Genomic DNA, 16,221 nt, shown 5'->3' on the forward strand with positions numbered 1-16,221 from the left:
CCCCGGCCCCTCCCGTACCAGCCGGCCGACCGCCGCACACCACCCACGTCAATACGTGCTCCCTCAACGGGCGGGCGGGTGGGAGGAATCCCGTGCCGAAGGCACGGGATATCTTCGCGTGGACGCGGGCGTCACCGCGGGAGACGCGATCACCCCGTACTACGACCCCCTCCTCGCGAAGGTCATCGCCTGGGCCCCCACCCGGCCGGAGGCCGTCCGCCTGCTGGCCCGCGCACTGGAGCGCGCCCGCATCCACGGCCCGGTGACCAACCGCGATCTCCTCGTACGCTCCCTTCGGCACGAGGAATTCGCCGGTGCGCGGATGGACACCGGCTTCTACGAACGGCACTTGGACGCCCTCACCGCGCCACGCGCCGACGGCGCCGCAACCGCCGCCCTCGCCGCGGCCGTTGCCGACGCGCAAGGCCGCTCCCGCTTCGGCGGCTGGCGCAACCTCCCCTCCCAGCCGCAGGAGAAGCGCTACCGCTCCGAACCGGACGGCGAGGAGCGCACCGTGCGGTACCGCCTCACCCGGCACGGCCTGGAGGCCGAAGGCGGAGTCCGCCTCCTGGAGGCGACCCGCACCCACGTGGTCCTGGAGGCGCACGGCCTCCGCGCCCGCTACGACGTGGCCGCGTACGGCGACGACGTCTACGTGGACACGCCCTGGGGCGCCCACGCCTTCACGCTCCTGCCCCGCTTCCCCGACCCCGCCGCCGCGCTGCCGGAGCCGGGATCCCTCCTGGCCCCCATGCCCGGCACGGTGGTCCGTATCGCGGAGGGAATCACCGAAGGCGCCGAAGTCCGGGCCGGGCAGCCGTTGTTGTGGCTTGAGGCCATGAAAATGGAGCACCGCGTCGTCTCGCCGGCCACCGGCACGCTCACCGCCCTGCACGCCGCCCCCGGCCGTCAGGTCGAGGTCGGGTCCCTGCTCGCCGTCGTCACCGAGGAGCCGACGCCATGAGCTTCACCGAATCCCAGGAACACCGCGACCTGCGCGCCGCCGTCGCCGCGCTCGGCAAGCGCTACGGCCGCGACTACGTCACCGAGGTCGTCCGCGAAGGCCGCTACCCCGACGAGCTGTGGGCCGAGGCCGGGGCGCTCGGATACCTCGGTGTGAACCTTCCCGAGGAGTACGGGGGCGGCGGGCGCGGCATAACCGAGCTCGCCGTCGTCCTGGAGGAGCTCGGCGCCGCGGGCTGCCCCCTGCTGATGATGGTCGTCTCGCCCGCCATCTGCGGCAGCGTGATCGCCCGCTTCGGCACCGAGGCGCAGAAGCGGAAGTGGCTGCCCGGCATCGCCGCCGGCACGTACCGGATGGCCTTCGGCATCACCGAGCCGGAGGCGGGGTCGAATTCCCACCGCATCACGACCACCGCGCGGCGGGAAGGGGACGGGTGGGTGCTCAACGGCCGCAAGGTCTTCATCTCGGGCGTGGACATCGCGGACGCGACGCTGATCGTGGGGCGAACGGAGGACGAGCGTACGGGGAAGCTCAAACCCTGTTTGTTCGTGGTGGAGAGGGACGCACCGGGTTTCCTGAAGGCCGCCATTCCGATGGAACTGGCGGCGCCTGAGAAGCAGTTCGAGCTCACCTTCGATCAAGTGCGGCTGCCTGCGGACGCTCTTGTCGGCGATGAGGACGCAGGGCTCCTCCAGCTGTTCGCCGGCCTCAACCCCGAGCGCGTCATGACCGCCGCCTTCGCCCTCGGCATGGCCCGTCACGCCCTGGCCCGCGCCGTCGACTACGCCCGCACGCGCACCGTCTGGCGCGAGCCCATCGGCGCCCACCAGGCCGTCGCGCACCCCCTGGCCGAGTCCCACGTCGAGATCGAGCTCGCCCGGCTGATGATGCTCAAGGCGGCCCATCTCTACGACGCCGGCGACGACATGGGCGCGGGCGAGGCGGCCAACATGGCCAAGTTCGCCGCCGCCGACGCCGCCGTCCGCGCCGTCGACCGGGCCGTCCACACCCTCGGCGGCAACGGGCTGGCGAGCGAGTACGGGCTGGCCTCCCTGCTCACCGCGGTGCGCGTGGCGCGGATCGCCCCGGTCAGCCGGGAGATGATCCTGAACTACGTGTCGCACACGACGCTGGGACTCCCCAAGTCGTACTGAGAAAGGTGGCTTTCTGTGACGCTGGTCCGCCGCTCCGCCGAGCACGGCATCACCACCCTGACCCTGGACTCCCCCCACAACCGCAACGCCCTGTCGTCCCGCCTCGTCGCCGAACTGCTGGCAGGGCTTGCGGAGGCGGGGGAGGACGCCGGGACGCGTGCCGTCCTGCTGACCCACACCGGCAACACCTTCTGTTCCGGGGCCGATCTGACGGAGGCGGGCCCGGACGGGCCGCAGGCCCTCGTACGGCTCATGCGCGCTGTGATCGGGCTGCGCAAGCCGGTCGTGGCGCGGGTGGACGGACACGCGCGGGCCGGGGGCCTGGGGCTGCTGGGGGCCTGTGACATCTCCGTGGCGGGGGAGGGCGCCACGTTCGCGTTCACCGAGGCCCGGCTCGGGCTCGCGCCCGCGGTGATATCGCTGCCGCTGCTGCCGCGCCTCGACCCGCGCGCCGCGGCCCGCTACTACCTGACCGGCGAGCGGTTCGGGGCCGCCGAGGCCGTACGGATCGGGCTCGTCACCGCCGGGGAGCAGGAGCTGGACGCGATCCTGGACGGACTGCGGCGCGGCTCTCCGCAGGGCCTCGCCGAGTCGAAGGCCCTGGCCACGGCCGAGGTGCGGAGGGCCTTCGAGCGGGACGCGGAGTCTCTCACCGCCCTGTCCGCCCGGCTCTTCGCCTCCGCGGAGGCCCGCGAGGGCATGACCGCCTTTCTTGAGCGCAGGGAGCCGGTATGGGCCCGCTGAGCCTCCCCAAGCAGGACCGCAGCCGCGCCACGCGGCAGCGGCTCCTGGAGGCGGCGGTCGCCTGCCTCGCCGAGCGCGGGTGGGCCGGGTCGACGGTCTCCGTCGTCGCCGAGCGGGCCGGCGTCTCGCGCGGGGCCGCACAGCACCACTTCCGCACGCGCGAGGAGCTCTTCACGGCGGCCGTCGAGTACGTCGCCGAAGAGCGGTCGGCAGCCGTGCGCGGCCTGCTGCCGCAGGTGCAGCTGATCACCGGCCCGGCCCGTACGCACGTGGCCGTCGGCCAGCTCGTCGGCCTCTGCACGGGGCCGCTGTTCCGCGCCGCCCTGCACCTGTGGGTGGCCGCCGCGAACGACGCGGCGCTGCGGGGTCCGGTCACCGAACTGGAGGCGCGCGTCGGCCGCGAGGTGCACCGCATGGCGGTGGAGCTCCTCGGCGCCGACGAGCGCCGCCCCGGCGTCCGCGAAACCGTCCAGGGCTTCCTCGACATGTGCCGCGGCCTGGGCCTCGCGACCCTCCTGACCGACGACAGCGCCCGGCGCGAACGCCTGGTGAAGCACTGGACGGCGGTCCTCAGCGACCTGCTGTGACGGTGTGTACGGGCGGTCGCACGACCGCCCGCACACAGCTGGTCAGCCCCCGACCGCCGCCTTGCCCGTGATGTCGGCGAAGCCCTCGATCTCGCGCGGGTCGCGCGAGCCCGGGCCCACGTAGCGGGCCGACGGGCGGACCAGGCGGCCCGTGCGCTTCTGCTCCAGGATGTGCGCGCTCCAGCCGGCCGTGCGGGCGCAGGTGAACATCGACGTGAACATGTGCGCCGGGACCTCGGCGAAGTCCAGGACGATGGCCGCCCAGAACTCGACGTTCGTGGCGAGGACACGGTCCGGGCGGCGGTTGTGGAGCTCCTCCAGGGCCGCCTTCTCCAGGGCCTCGGCGACCTCGTAGCGCGGCGCGGCCAGCTCGCGGGCCGTGCGGCGCAGGACGCGGGCGCGCGGGTCCTCGGCGCGGTAGACGCGGTGGCCGAAGCCCATGAGGCGCTCGCCGTTGTCCAGGGCGCGCTTGACGTACGCCGTGGCGTCGCCCGTGCGCTCGATCTCCTCGATCATGCCGAGGACGCGGGACGGCGCGCCGCCGTGCAGCGGGCCCGACATGGCGCCGACCGCGCCGGACAGCGCCGCGGCCACGTCCGCGCCGGTGGAGGCGATGACGCGGGCCGTGAACGTGGAGGCGTTCATGCCGTGCTCGGCGGCGGACGTCCAGTACGCGTCGACGGCCTTGACGTGCCGGGGGTCGGGCTCGCCGCGCCAGCGCTTCATGAAGCGCTCGACGACGGTCTCCGCCTTGTCGATCTCGCGCTGCGGCACCATCGGCAGGCCCTGCCCGCGCGCCGACTGCGCGACGTAGGAGAGGGCCATGACGGCGGCGCGGGCGAGGTTGTCGCGGGCGGTGGCCTCGTCGATGTCGAGGAGCGGCTTGAGGCCCCACACGGGGGCGAGCATCGCGAGCGCGGACTGGACGTCGACGCGGATGTCACCCGAGTGGACGGGGATCGGGAAGGGCTCGGCGGGCGGCAGGCCGGGGTTGAACGAGCCGTCGACCAGCAGGCCCCAGACGTTGCCGAAGGACACCTGGCCGACCAGGTCCTCGATGTCGACGCCTCGGTAGCGGAGGGAGCCGCCTTCCTTGTCGGGTTCGGCGATCTCCGTCTCGAACGCGACGACTCCTTCGAGTCCGGGTACGAAGTCGGACATCAGGCGGCTCCTCATGACGTGTGCGACAGCTGGGGCGCGAGGCCCGGTCGGGCGCGGCTGCTTGCCTGTCCCTGGTGCGGTCCGCGGTCCGTGCGTCGCTGCGTACGGCCTTGCGGTCCGTCATCGGTCAACCGGGTCATGCCCCGTGCGGCGGGTCTTCACCCGGTTCCGCGCCCGGACCCCTGACGGGCGGGCTCGTTCCGGATTCCGGCCGGAAACGATAGCCGGTGATGTGCGGGTACCACAGCTTCCCGCCCTGCGATTTTGGGGGGTTCGCCACATGCGGCGAAAGGTGATGTCCGGCACAGTGGGGGTTTTGCCCGCGAGAGGGTTACGGAGTGCCGCCAGGGGGCAAGTACATCTGCTGATCAGGGCGTGCCTGCTGACAGGATGGGCCCGTGACCCACGCCGACGAGTTCCCCGCCCCCGAGTTCCACGGCGGCGCGCTGGACGCCGCAGCCATGCGCGAGCAGTACCGCTCCGAAGGCCTGTCGGAGAAGGACCTCGCCCCCGATCCCTACGAGCAGTTCGCGCTCTGGTTCGCCGAGGCGTTCGCGGCCGGGCTGCGGGAGCCCAACGCCATGGTCGTCTCCACGGCCGGCCCCGACGGCCGGCCGAGCTCCCGGACCGTGCTCCTCAAGGGCTACGACCACCACGGCTTCGTCTTCTACACCAACTACGGCTCCCGCAAGGCCGCCGACCTCGCGCGCAACCCGTACGTCTCGCTGCTGTTCCCCTGGCACCCGATCGGCCGTCAGGTCATCGTCGCCGGCACGGCCGAGCGCGTGGACCCGGCGGAGACGGCCGTCTACTTCCACTCGCGCCCGCGCGGCTCGCAGCTGGGCGCGTGGGCGAGCGCGCAGTCGGCCGTCGTGCCGTCGCGCGAGGAGATCGACGCCGCGTACGCGCGGCTGCTCGCCCGCTATCCGGAGGGGGAGCCCGTGCCCGTGCCGACGGGCTGGGGCGGCTATCGCGTGACCGCGGAGAGCGTGGAGTTCTGGCAGGGGCGCGAGAACAGGCTGCACGACCGGCTGCGGTACGTGCGGGAGGGCGGCGAAGGCGAGGCGTGGCGAGTGGAGCGCCTCAGCCCGTAAGGCTCGTAAGGCCTGTGCCGTAAGGCTCGCGAGGCCCGTAAGGCGATAAAGCGATAAAGCAGACGATCCGTGGGCCGGTTACCGCCGCGCCCTGCGGCGCGGCGGTGCCGAGCGGACGACTCGGCGGCCCACGGATCGGGTGACTGCTTGGGATTGGCCGGCGCGTCCCCCAGCTGCAGTCTGGGAGGCCCCGGCGTTGCGCTTGGCGCGACGACGGGCGCTAGCCCGCAGTCACCTCACGCGTCCGGAATGAAACCATGTCCCGAACCACCTCCCTTCTCGTGTGCGCACCACCCTAGGAAGCGCGCGGATGAGCGACAACCGAATTTCCGGTGGGCAACGATTTCCCCGAAGACGGTGTGGTGCCCATCACGGTCGAGTTGAATGACCCGTCGTGCAGGACATGCAGACGCGTCCAGCTGGGGGTACCTCGTGACCGCACCACACAAGTCAGGCCCTGCCCGCCCGGCGATCCCGGCGCCCGGTGCCGGGGAAGCCGCGGGCGATGCCGGGCGCGGCTCCGAACGCGCCCCCGACAGCGACGACTCCGGCCTCCTCGCGGCGCTCCTCGACGGCATGGACACCGCGCTGTGCGCCTTCGACGCCGACGGCACGGTCACCCACTGGAACCGCGAGGCCGAACGGATACTGGGCTGGACCGCGGCCGAGGCCGTCGGCCGGCAGGGCCTGGCCGGCTGGGCGGTGCGGCCCGCGGACGCCGCCGAGGTCGCGGCCCGGCTGGACGGGGCGATGGCGGCCCCCGGACGGCACGTTCACGAGTTCGCGCTGCTGACCAAGGACGGCGGGCGCGTGCTGGTCCGCACCCAGCTGTCGGCCGTGCCGGGCACGGGCGACCGGCCCGCCGGGGTGTACTGCGCGTTCAGCGAGGTCCACACCCAGATCGACTTGGAGCGCTCCATCGCGCTCAGCGAGGCCCTCTTCGGAGACGCGTCGTGGGGCGTCGTGCTCGTCGACGCCGACCTGCGGCCCGCCCTCGCCAACGCCCACGCCGCACGGGCCCTCCGCACGGGCCGCACCGCGCTGCTCGGCCGCCCGCTCGGCGAACTGCTGGAGCAGGGCGTGGAAGAGGTCGAGGGCGCCCTCCAGCACGTCCTCGCGGCGGGCGCCCCGCCCGCCCCCACCGACCTGTGGGTGACCCTCCGCGACCAGGGCGGCGCCCCGCCCGAGCGGCGCTGCTGGCGCAGCGGCTTCGTACGGCTGGCCTCGCCGCTCGCCGAGGAACCGGTGCCGCTCGGCGTGGCCTGGCTGTTCCTGGACGTCACCGCCGCCCGCCTCACCGAGCAGGACAGCGCCCGGCTGCGCTTCCGCGCCAGCCAGCTGCACCGGGCCGGGCGGGCCGTCGCCGAGTGCGAGGACCCCATGGAAGCGGCCTCCCTCTACCTCGACTTCGCCCTCGCCGGCTTCGCCGACCACGCCCTGATCGACCTGCTTCCCGAGGCGCAGGCGACCCCCGACTCCCCGGTCCGGCTGATCAGAGCCACCGCCACGCCCGCGGGCACGCCGGGCCCCTGCCCGGCGACGGGCCGCGGCGGCCTTCCGGTGCCGTACCCGGACGGCCACCCCGCTCTCCAGGCCGTCGAGCGCTGCGGCTCGGTCCGCGCCGCCTCCGACTGCACCGAGACCTGGGCCACCGCCCGCAAGTGGCCCGAAGGCACGGTGCACGCCCTGGCCACGGCCCTCCGCAGCCGCGGCCGGACCCTGGGCGCGGTCACCTTCCTCCGCGGCCCGTCCCGCCGCCCGTTCGACCGCTCGGACGCGACGTACGCGGAGGACATCGCGTGCCGGGTGGCGGCGTCGATCGACCTGGCGGGCCCGACACCGTAGGCCCGTGCGGCGGCGTGCCCCGTCAGGGGCGCGGGACAGTGTTCGATCCGCGGCTCCGCCGCGCGGTCGCGATCAGCCACGACGGACCTGCAGCTGGGTAACCGGCCCGCATACCCGTAACCCCGGCGGGGCGTCACCGCCGCCTGAAGAAGATCCGGTCCCCGTACTCGTCCAGCACCCGCCCGTTCCACTCGTGCCCGCCGTCCACGTTGCCCGACCGCAGCATCGGCGGGTCGATGCCGCGGGCGGCCAGCTCGCCCGCGGCGGCGGCGACGACGGCCTGCATCAGGGCGCTGGTGACGACCGTGGACGCGGGGCCGAAGGGGGCCGCGATGCCGTCCGCCGTGAGCTCCGCGTCGCCGATGCCGATCTTGCTGTCGATGACGATGTCGCAGTGGTCCTTGAGGAAGGTGCCGGAGGAGTGGCGGGACTTGGTGTGCTCGGCGTAGGCGAGGGAGGTGACGCCGATGACGCGGACGCCGAGCGCGCGGGCGTTCATGGCCATCTCGACGGGCAGGGAGTTGCGGCCGGAGAGGGAGATGACGATGAGGACGTCGCCGGCCTGGACGGGGCTGGTGTCGAGGACCGCGCCCGCCAGGCCGTCGACGCGCTCCAGGGCGCTGCCGAGCGTGGCGGGCATGACGTCGAGGCCGACGACGCCGGGGACGGCGAGGAGGTTGATCAGGGCGAGGCCGCCTGCGCGGTAGACGACGTCCTGGGCGGGGAGCGAGGAGTGGCCGGCGCCGAAGACGAAGAGCCGGCCGCCGTCCGCCACGGTGTCGGCGAGGAGGGAGGCCGCGTCCGCGATGTGCCCGGCCTCCTCGTCGCGCACCCGCCGCAGCAGCCCGATCGCGGCGTCGAAGAACTGCCCGGCCGGCTTCTTCTCGCTCATCGCTGCGGGGCTCCTTAGATCGGGATCCGGTGGCGCGTACGGTCTGGGCGTACGCTCGTGGCGCGGATCACGTTGCGGTCTGGACCAGGGCCCTGTCAATACGGCGGGCGGGCCGGGGCCGTACCCGCCACCGTTGTCGGTGGCATGCGTCAGAATTGGGTCCAGGGGCCACGCGCACGACTTATCGAGGGGCACGCATGTCCGGACTGATCGACACCACGGAGATGTATCTCCGCACCATTCTCGAGCTGGAGGAGGAGGGTGTGGTCCCCATGCGTGCCCGAATCGCCGAGCGGCTCGACCAGAGCGGCCCGACGGTCAGCCAGACCGTGGCACGCATGGAGCGCGACGGCCTGGTGTCCGTCGCGGGCGACCGGCACCTGGAGCTCACCGAGGAGGGCCGCCGGCTGGCCACGCGCGTCATGCGCAAGCACCGCCTCGCCGAGTGCCTGCTGGTCGACGTGATCGGCCTGGAGTGGGAGCAGGTCCACGCCGAGGCCTGCCGCTGGGAGCACGTGATGAGCGAGGCGGTGGAGCGCCGCGTGCTGGAGCTCCTGCGCCACCCCACCGAGTCGCCGTACGGCAACCCCATCCCGGGCCTGGAGGAGCTGGGCGAGAAGGCCGAGGCGGACCCGCTGCTCAATGAGGACATGGTCAGCCTGATGGATCTGGACGCCGGGTCCGACGGCAAGACCGTGGTCGTACGCCGGATCGGTGAGCCGATCCAGACGGACGCCCAGCTGATGTACTCGCTGCGGCGCGCGGGCGTGCAGCCCGGTGCGGTGGTCAGCGTGACGGACTCGGCCGGCGGCGTGATCGTCGGCAGCAGCGGTGAGGCCACGGAGCTGGAGCCGGACATCGCGGCGCACGTCTTCGTCGCCAAGCGCTGAGCCGTTTCGCAGCCGAGCGCTGAGCCGCTTCGTCGCCGAGCGCCGGCCTCTTCGTGGCCGAGCGCTGAGTCCTTCGTGGCCGAGCGCTGAGCCGCCGTCCCCCGTCTCACTCACGCCCCGCAGGCCCGGGCCGCCCCGTGCGGCCCGCCGCGGGGCGTCTTGCTGCGCCAACTCCCCTGAATCTGGCTGGAGTCGGTGGAATGGGCGCGGAGCCGCCCCGGCCGTGCCACGCTGGCGCTGGCGCGCATATGCGCGGCACGCCGCTGTCTCGGGGAGGGGGGGCTGCGATGAGGCCGGCGGGGCGTGACAAGGGCCCCGGCGCCCTTCCGGGCAGCCGGGGCCCTGCCTCCCCATATACCCCCGTGGCGACCCGGAGCCCCGAGCTCCCAGGGTCCGCCCCGCGGACCTTCTTCCCCGAGCAGTCCGCGCCCAGGTCGATTAATCCCCTGGGTGCCGCCGGTCAACCCTTCCCCGAGGTCACTCGAACGAGGGGTGTTGTGCGCGTTGAGCATCCAATCGAACGTGGGTTCTATATCGTGATCGTGGAACTGCTCGGGGAAGAGTAGGAGGTGCCAGGTCTCATGGTTCGGCGCATCGACGTGAGTGGGAGCGGCGGGGTACGGCTCGCGGCCTGGGAGTTCGCCGATCCGCCCAAGCGCCCCTGCGGGGCCGGGGAGGGCGGCCCCGGGGCGGTGCTGCTGCTCCACGGCCTGATGGGCCGCGCCGCGCACTGGGCGGAGACCGCCCGCTGGCTGTCCGGCCGGCACCGCGCGGTCGCCCTCGACCAGCGGGGCCACGGCCGCAGCGAGCGCCCGGCCGAGGGCCCGTACACCCGCGACGCCTACGTCGCCGATGCCGTGGCCGCGATCGAGCGCCTGGAGCTCGCCCCCGCCGTCCTGATCGGCCACGCCATGGGCGCGCTCACCGCCTGGCAGCTCGCCGCCCGCCGCCCCGACCTGGTCCGCGCCGTGGTCATCTGCGACATGCGGGCGTCCGCGCTGGGCGCCGCCACCCAGCGCGAGTGGGGCGAGTGGTTCCGCTCCTGGCCGGTCCCCTTCGCCACGCTCGCGGACGTCCGCAAGTGGTTCGCCGAGGGCGACCCCACCCTGGAGCGCCCCAGGCCCGCCCGCGGGGACTACTACGCCGAGGTCATGGCCGAGCGCGCCGACGGCTGGCGCCCGGCCTTCTCCCGCCGCCAGATGCTGCAGGCCCGCGAGACCTACGCCCACGACGCCCACTGGGAGGAGCTCGCCCTCGTCGAGTGCCCGGCCCTCGTCGTCCGCGGCCCCGACGGCGAGCTGGGCCGCGCCGAGGCCCAGGAGATGGTCCGCGTCCTGCCCCGCGGCACGTACGCCGAGATCCCCGACGCGGGCCACCTCGTCCACTACGAACAGCCCGAGGGCTGGCGCCGGGCCGTGGAGTCGTTCCTGGAGTCGGCGCTGCCCGCGTAGGAGTGCCCCCGCAGGCCGCCCCGGCGCGCCGGGATAGCCTCGACGCGCCGGCAAAAACGTGTTCGGGCCGGCGTACGGGGACGAGGGGGAGGGCCCAGTCGTGCGAGTCCTGGTGACGGCTGTGCGGGAGGGCGCCGAGCCGCAGGACGTGATGGTGGACGTGGATGACGCGGCCACCGTCGCGGACGTGGCGGAGGCGCTGGCCGCGACGCGGGGCCCGGGGCCCGGGAGCGGTGCCGGCGTCGTCGTCCCCCTCCCCGGCCCCTTCGGCAAGCCCGCCCCCGCCCGGAGCGCGCCCGCCCTCTGGGCCGACGGCGTGCGGTGCGACCCGCAGGCGCCGGCCGCCGGGCTCCTGCGGGACGGCATGCGGATCACCGTCGACGACGCCGTCGGCCCGTTCCTGCGCACCGGCGAGCCCGTGGGCAGCCTCGAACTGCGCGTCGCGGGCGGGCCGGGAGCCGGCCGGGTGATCCGGCTCGGAGCCGGCGCGCTGACGGTCGGCGCGGCCCCCACGTGCGGGCTCGCCGTCCCCGACCCGCAGCTGCCGCCCCTCGCCTTCCGCGTCGCCGTGGACGTCGCGGGCAACGCCACCGTCGTCCCGCCGGACGGCATGTTGACCGTGCTCGGCGACAAGGCCGTGGCCGGCGGACAGCCCTGGCCGCCGGGCGCGGTGCTGAAGGTCGGCGACTCCCTCTTCGTGCTCGACCGGACCGGCGAGCCCGACGCCCACCTCGCCCCCACCGGCGAAGGCGGGCTCGCCTACAACCGGCCGCCCCGCCTCAGCCCGCTGCGCCCCCGCCCGCGGATCGCCGTGCCGAGCGAACCGAGCCGCGCCGAGCGGGCCCGCCTCCACCTCATCGCCTCGCTCGTCCCCCTGCTCTTCGGCCTGGTGATGTACTTCGTCACCAAGCAGGTCTACACCCTGCTGTTCTGCCTGATGAGCCCGCTGATGATGCTCGGCCAGTGGCTCAGCGACCTGCGCGAGGGCCGCAAGAAGCACCGCAAGTCGATGAAGCAGTACAAGAAGGAGAAGGCCGCCTACGAGGCGGAGCTGGCCGCGCTCTGCACCGAGGACCAGCACCACCGCAGGAACGCCTGCCCCGACCCGGCGGAGATCCTCCTCTTCGCCACCGGCCCGCGCCGCAGGCTCTGGGAGCGCAGGAACACCGATCCCGACGCGATGCAGCTGCGCCTGGGCGTCGCCGACCTCCCCGCCGACATCGAGATCCTCCCCGCCCAGGGCGGCCTGTACGCGGAGGAGCCCCCCGCCCCGCCCGTCCTGCCCGACGTCCCCGCCACGCTCCCGTACGCGGAACTCGGCGTCGTCGGCATCGCCGGCGACCGCGCCCGCACCGCCGCCACCGCGCGCTGGCTCGCCGTCCAGGCCGCCGCCCTGCACAGCCCCCGCGACCTCTCCCTCGTCCTGCTCTCGGCCACGCCCGAGGCGGCCGCCGCCTGGTCCTGGGCCCACTGGCTCCCGCACACCGCCCCCCAGCAGGGGCAGGACTGCGTCGCCCTCCTCGGCACCGACGCCGAGACCATCGCCCGCCGCGTCAACGAACTCCTCGGCGAACTGGAGCGGCGCAAGGCCACGGCCGAGAGCGCCCGCATGGGCACCGCCCTGCGCCCCGACCCCTTCGTCCTCGTCGTCCTGGACGGAGCCCGCCTGCTGCGCCGTGTCCCCGGCGTGCCCCAGCTGCTCCAGGAAGGCCCGCAGCACGGCATGTTCGCGCTCTGCCTCGACGAGGACGAGCGCCTGCTGCCCGAGGAGTGCCGGGCCGCGGTCTGCTGGCCGCCCGGGCCCGGCGCGCGGGCCGCCGTGCGCGGCTCGGGGCTCGAAGCCCTCGGCGAGGTCCTCGCCGACCAGGTCGGCGCCGACTGGTGCGAGCTCGTCGCCCGCTCCCTCGCGCCCGTCCGCGACGTCAGCCGCGACGACGCCGACAGCGCCCTGCCCACGGCCGCCCGCCTGCTCGGCCTCCTCGGCATGCCGGACCCCACCGGAGCCGACATCGAACGCCTCTGGCGCGCCGGAGGAGCTACGACCGCGGCCCCGATCGGCATCGCGGCCGACGGCCCCTTCGTCCTCGACATCCGCCGCGACGGGCCCCACGCACTCGTCGCCGGCACGACCGGCGCGGGCAAGTCCGAGCTCCTCCAGACCCTGATCGCCTCCCTGGCCGTCGCCAACCGCCCGGACGCCCTCAACTTCGTCCTCATCGACTACAAGGGCGGCAGCGCCTTCATGGACTGCGCCCGCCTCCCGCACACCGTCGGCATGGTCAGCGACCTCGACGCCCACCTCACCGAACGCGCCCTCGCCTCCCTCGCCGCCGAACTCAAGCGCCGCGAGGAGATCCTCTTCGACACCGGCACCAAGGACATCGAGGACTACAACGACACCCGCGCGCTCCGCCCCGAGCTGGAGCCCATGCCCCGCCTCGTCCTCGTCATCGACGAGTTCGCCTCCCTGGTCGCCGAACTCCCCGACTTCATCGCCGGCCTCGTCGACATCGCCCGCCGAGGCCGCTCGCTCGGCGTCCACCTGGTCCTCGCCACCCAGCGCCCGGCGGGCGTCGTCAGCGCCGACATCCGCGCCAACACCAACCTGCGCATCGCCCTCCGCGTCACCGACGCCTCCGAGTCCCTCGACGTCATCGACGCCCCCGACGCCGGCGCCATCTCCAAGTCCACCCCCGGCCGGGCCTACGTCCGCTCGGGAGCGCAGTCACTGGTGGGCGTGCAGTCGGCACGGATCGGGGGGAGGCGGCCGGGGGACGGGCGCTCCGGGCCGAAGGCGGCACTGTCCCTGCTGACCGGCAGCGCGTACGGCCGCCCCCCGGTCCGGTCGGCCGGCCCGGACGACGACGGCACGATGGTCACCGACCTCGCGGTGCTGGTCGACGCCGTCCGCGCCGGCTCCGCCGCGATGGGCTTCGGCGCCCCCCGCAGCCCCTGGCTGCCGCCCCTGCCGCAGCAGGTGTCCCTCGGTGAACTGCCGGCACCCGCCCGCACGCACCAGGACGTCACCCCCGCCGCCTACGGCCTCACCGACCTGCCGGCCCAGCAGAGCCGGGCGCCCCTCGCCCTCGACCTCGTCCACGGCGAGCACACGCTGATCATTGGCGGGCCCCGGTCCGGCCGCTCGACGACCCTGCGCACCCTGGCGGGCTCGCTGGCGTGCACCGCCGCACCGACGGACGTGCACCTCTACGCCGTCGACTGCGGATCCAACGCCCTGCTGCCGCTGGTCGGCCTGCCCCACGTCGGCGCGGTCGTCACGCGCGACCAGCCCGACCGCGTGCGCAGGCTCATCGACCGGCTGCTGGCCGAGATTTCCCGCCGGCAGCAACTCCTCGCCACGGACGGCATCTCCAGCGTCGCCGAGCAGCGGGCCTCGGCGGCTCCGGAGGACCGGCTGCCCTGGATGGTCCTGCTCGTGGACGGCTGGGAGGGCTTCACCTCGTCCTTCGAGAACTACGACTACGGCCGGCTCGTCGAAGCCATGCTGCGCATCTTCCGCGAAGGCTCCGCCGTGGGGCTCAAGGTGGTCATGACCGCGGACCGCTCCGGCTTCGGCGGACACGTCTCGTCGGCCTTCGGGGACAAGCTCATCCTGCGGCTCGCGGACCCCGGCGACTACGCCTCGGCGGGCTTCCGCAGCCGGGACGTGCCCAAGGAGATGCCCGCCGGCCGGGCGCTGCGCCTGACCGACGACGGCGTGGAGGAGACCCAGCTCGCGCTCCTGGCCGCCGACCCCTCCGGCCAGGCGCAGGTCAGTGCGCTGCGGAGCATCGGTGAGGACGCGGCCCGGGGGCTGCAGCGGCCTCCCGCGGCGCTGCGTCCCCTGCGCGTCGACGCCCTCCCGGCCCGCATCACCGCCTCCCAGGCGTTCGCCCTGGCACCGGACTTCACGCCGTCCCCGCTGTGGACGCTGGTCGGCGTCGGCGGCGACGAGCTGCAGCCGGTCGGCGTGGACCTCCAGGAGCTGGGCCCCGGATTCGTCATCGCGGGCCCGCCGAAGTCGGGCCGCTCCACCATGCTGCTCGGCGCGGCCCGCCTCCTGCTCCGGCTCGGCACGCCCCTCGTCCTGATCACCCCGCGCCGCTCCCCGCTGCGCGACCTGGCGGACGAGCCCGGCGTTCTGGGCCTCCTGGGCTCGGACGACTCCACCAGTGACCTGGAGGAGCTGACGGAGAAGGCCGAGGGCCGGCCGTACGTCGTGGTGGTCGACGACGCCGAACTGCTCTACGACACCTCGCTGGATGAAGCCCTGGAAGAAGTCATACGCAGCGGCATGGACGGCGACCATGGCCTCATCGCCGCGGGCACGACCGACTCCCTGGCCGCCCAGTACCGCGGCTTCGTCGTCGAGGCCCGCAAGTCCCGCAACGGCGTGCTGCTGATGCCCCAGGGAGCCTCCGAGGGCGAGCTGTTCGGCGTCCGCCTCGCCGCGAACAGCGGAGGCGGCGGTACGCCCGGGAACGGCCTGCTCGTGCGGGCCGGTCAGGCGATGCCGGTGCAGGGAGTGCTGGAGGGCTGAAAAGGCCGGTCGGCGGACCGGCCGTGACGGAACGACGGAGTGCCCCGCCCCTGGTTCGGGGGCGGGGCACTCCTGTTCGTTCCGTCACGGCCGTCGTTCGCGACGTGTGCCGTCGCCGTGTTCGCCGTGTTCGCTGCGAACGACGCGTCAGCGGGCCGTGGCGCGCTGGATGTTGTCGTGGCTCGTCTTCGCCGACTTGCTCGCCGCGTTGAGCGTCTCCACGAACTTGTCGAAGGTGGGCTTGATGTTGGCCCACTCCTCGCGGAAGTGGTCCGCCCCGGGACCCTTCCAGAAGTCGCGGCTGCCGGTGGTGCGGGTCTGCAGGAACTTGATCAGCGAGGCCAGGTCGCCGGCCTTCTTGCCGAAGTCCTTGGACAGCTGCTCCAGCGCCTTGAGATCTGCACCGTGGTCCACGCTCATGGGCGTTCCTCCCCGTAGTCATGGGCAAACGATCTGCCCGGGTGTTCGAAGGGACGCTACCGCACATGCGTTCCTGTGCCCGGCCCGGACGTCCGCGCGTCGATCCGGAATGGGAGATTCCGTACACTGCTCGAACGCGGCTGCGAGGGGGTCCCCGAACGGCTGTGACGTTGGGGTTATGCTGACGTCTCGTAGGTCAGGGGGGTATAGAGAGATGGCTGAGCCGGACGCCAAAGAGCTGAACGAGCGTGCAGGAAAGCTGAATTCTCTGGCCGACCACATCGAATCCCTGGTCGACAAGCCGCGCACGTACGCCACGACGTCCATGAAGACGTGGTCCGGTCCCAACGCCGACGACACCCGGGGCAAGCTCGGCACGTGGAAGACCACCTGCCAGACGGTGGCCCGGGCCCTGCGTGAAGAGGCCGGAAAGGCCACGCAGGAAGCCAAGGACCTCCAGCAGCCGAAGAAGTGAGCCG

13 protein-coding genes are annotated in these 16,221 nt (G+C 73.7%); 10 read left to right on the forward strand and 3 right to left on the reverse strand.

The annotated features are described in order from the left end of the window. The first annotated feature begins 55 nt into the window (after window positions 1–55). Genes B7P34_RS19830 through B7P34_RS19845 form a run of 4 tightly spaced genes read left to right on the forward strand, consistent with a single transcriptional unit; the run spans window position 56 to window position 3,449 of the window. Window positions 56–964 (forward strand): acetyl-CoA carboxylase biotin carboxyl carrier protein subunit, encoded by a 909-nt coding sequence (locus tag B7P34_RS19830; protein WP_223268030.1) that lies wholly within the window; start codon window positions 56–58, stop codon window positions 962–964. Next, window positions 961–2,118: an acyl-CoA dehydrogenase family protein gene (locus B7P34_RS19835; protein ID WP_106678252.1), complete on the forward strand. Its 1,158-nt coding sequence runs from the start codon at window positions 961–963 to the stop codon at window positions 2,116–2,118. The genes B7P34_RS19830 and B7P34_RS19835 overlap by 4 nt, the downstream gene beginning before the upstream one ends. A 15-nt stretch (window positions 2,119–2,133) precedes the next feature. Further along, a complete protein-coding gene (locus B7P34_RS19840) occupies window positions 2,134–2,862 on the forward strand; it encodes an enoyl-CoA hydratase family protein (protein WP_106678254.1) in 729 nt (242 codons plus the stop codon). Then, entirely contained in the window at window positions 2,850–3,449 is a 600-nt protein-coding gene (locus B7P34_RS19845; protein ID WP_106678256.1) for a TetR/AcrR family transcriptional regulator, read from the forward strand. The genes B7P34_RS19840 and B7P34_RS19845 overlap by 13 nt, the downstream gene beginning before the upstream one ends. A gap of 42 nt (window positions 3,450–3,491) precedes the next feature. Here the strand turns inward: B7P34_RS19845 and B7P34_RS19850 are convergent, their stop codons facing one another. After that, on the reverse strand, window positions 3,492–4,610 hold the full coding sequence (locus tag B7P34_RS19850) for a citrate synthase 2 (protein ID WP_106678258.1): 1,119 nt from the start codon (window positions 4,608–4,610) through the stop codon (window positions 3,492–3,494). Between the two features lie 398 nt (window positions 4,611–5,008). Between B7P34_RS19850 and pdxH the strand changes: the two genes are divergently transcribed. Further along, entirely contained in the window at window positions 5,009–5,704 is a 696-nt protein-coding gene (gene pdxH, locus B7P34_RS19855; protein WP_223268021.1) for a pyridoxamine 5'-phosphate oxidase, read from the forward strand. A 432-nt stretch (window positions 5,705–6,136) separates the two neighbouring features. Further along, window positions 6,137–7,549 carry a PAS domain-containing protein gene (locus B7P34_RS19860; RefSeq protein WP_223268022.1) on the forward strand — a complete coding sequence of 471 codons (1,413 nt, stop codon included), beginning with the start codon at window positions 6,137–6,139 and terminating at the stop codon, window positions 7,547–7,549. 133 nt (window positions 7,550–7,682) lie between these two features. Here the strand turns inward: B7P34_RS19860 and B7P34_RS19865 are convergent, their stop codons facing one another. Further along, window positions 7,683–8,441 carry an SIS domain-containing protein gene (locus B7P34_RS19865; RefSeq protein ID WP_106678262.1) on the reverse strand — a complete coding sequence of 253 codons (759 nt, stop codon included), beginning with the start codon at window positions 8,439–8,441 and terminating at the stop codon, window positions 7,683–7,685. A gap of 197 nt (window positions 8,442–8,638) precedes the next feature. Here B7P34_RS19865 and B7P34_RS19870 point away from each other — a divergent pair, with 197 nt between their 5' ends. The 3 genes from B7P34_RS19870 (at window position 8,639) to B7P34_RS19880 (ending at window position 15,322) form a co-directional block, all read left to right on the forward strand. Next, window positions 8,639–9,331, forward strand: a complete 693-nt coding sequence (locus tag B7P34_RS19870) for a metal-dependent transcriptional regulator (RefSeq protein ID WP_106678264.1) — start codon at window positions 8,639–8,641, stop codon at window positions 9,329–9,331. Window positions 9,332–9,912: 581 nt separating this feature from the next. Beyond that, a complete protein-coding gene (locus B7P34_RS19875) occupies window positions 9,913–10,782 on the forward strand; it encodes an alpha/beta fold hydrolase (protein WP_106678266.1) in 870 nt (289 codons plus the stop codon). Between the two features lie 100 nt (window positions 10,783–10,882). Beyond that, window positions 10,883–15,322 (forward strand): FtsK/SpoIIIE domain-containing protein, encoded by a 4,440-nt coding sequence (locus tag B7P34_RS19880; protein WP_106678268.1) that lies wholly within the window; start codon window positions 10,883–10,885, stop codon window positions 15,320–15,322. A 147-nt stretch (window positions 15,323–15,469) separates the two neighbouring features. On the opposite strand, the gene B7P34_RS19885 is transcribed toward B7P34_RS19880, so the two are convergent. Next, on the reverse strand, window positions 15,470–15,742 hold the full coding sequence (locus B7P34_RS19885; RefSeq protein WP_223268023.1) for a WXG100 family type VII secretion target: 273 nt from the start codon (window positions 15,740–15,742) through the stop codon (window positions 15,470–15,472). A gap of 214 nt (window positions 15,743–15,956) precedes the next feature. Here B7P34_RS19885 and B7P34_RS19890 point away from each other — a divergent pair, with 214 nt between their 5' ends. Then, a complete protein-coding gene (locus B7P34_RS19890) occupies window positions 15,957–16,217 on the forward strand; it encodes a hypothetical protein (protein WP_106678270.1) in 261 nt (86 codons plus the stop codon). Window positions 16,218–16,221: the final 4 nt, after the last annotated feature.

Origin of the sequence: Streptosporangium nondiastaticum (assembly GCF_003011965.1) — a bacterium.
GTDB lineage: Bacteria > Actinomycetota > Actinomycetes > Streptomycetales > Streptomycetaceae > Streptomyces > Streptomyces nondiastaticus.

Coding starts and splice junctions, on each gene's coding strand:
- B7P34_RS19850 (WP_106678258.1), bottom strand. CDS start 4,610: ATGTCCGACTTCGTACCCGGACTCGAAGGAGTCGTCGCGTTCGAGACG.
- B7P34_RS19865 (WP_106678262.1), bottom strand. CDS start 8,441: ATGAGCGAGAAGAAGCCGGCCGGGCAGTTCTTCGACGCCGCGATCGGG.
- B7P34_RS19875 (WP_106678266.1), top strand. CDS start 9,913: ATGGTTCGGCGCATCGACGTGAGTGGGAGCGGCGGGGTACGGCTCGCG.
- B7P34_RS19885 (WP_223268023.1), bottom strand. CDS start 15,742: ATGAGCGTGGACCACGGTGCAGATCTCAAGGCGCTGGAGCAGCTGTCC.
- B7P34_RS19835 (WP_106678252.1), top strand. CDS start 961: ATGAGCTTCACCGAATCCCAGGAACACCGCGACCTGCGCGCCGCCGTC.
- B7P34_RS19870 (WP_106678264.1), top strand. CDS start 8,639: ATGTCCGGACTGATCGACACCACGGAGATGTATCTCCGCACCATTCTC.
- B7P34_RS19890 (WP_106678270.1), top strand. CDS start 15,957: ATGGCTGAGCCGGACGCCAAAGAGCTGAACGAGCGTGCAGGAAAGCTG.
- B7P34_RS19845 (WP_106678256.1), top strand. CDS start 2,850: ATGGGCCCGCTGAGCCTCCCCAAGCAGGACCGCAGCCGCGCCACGCGG.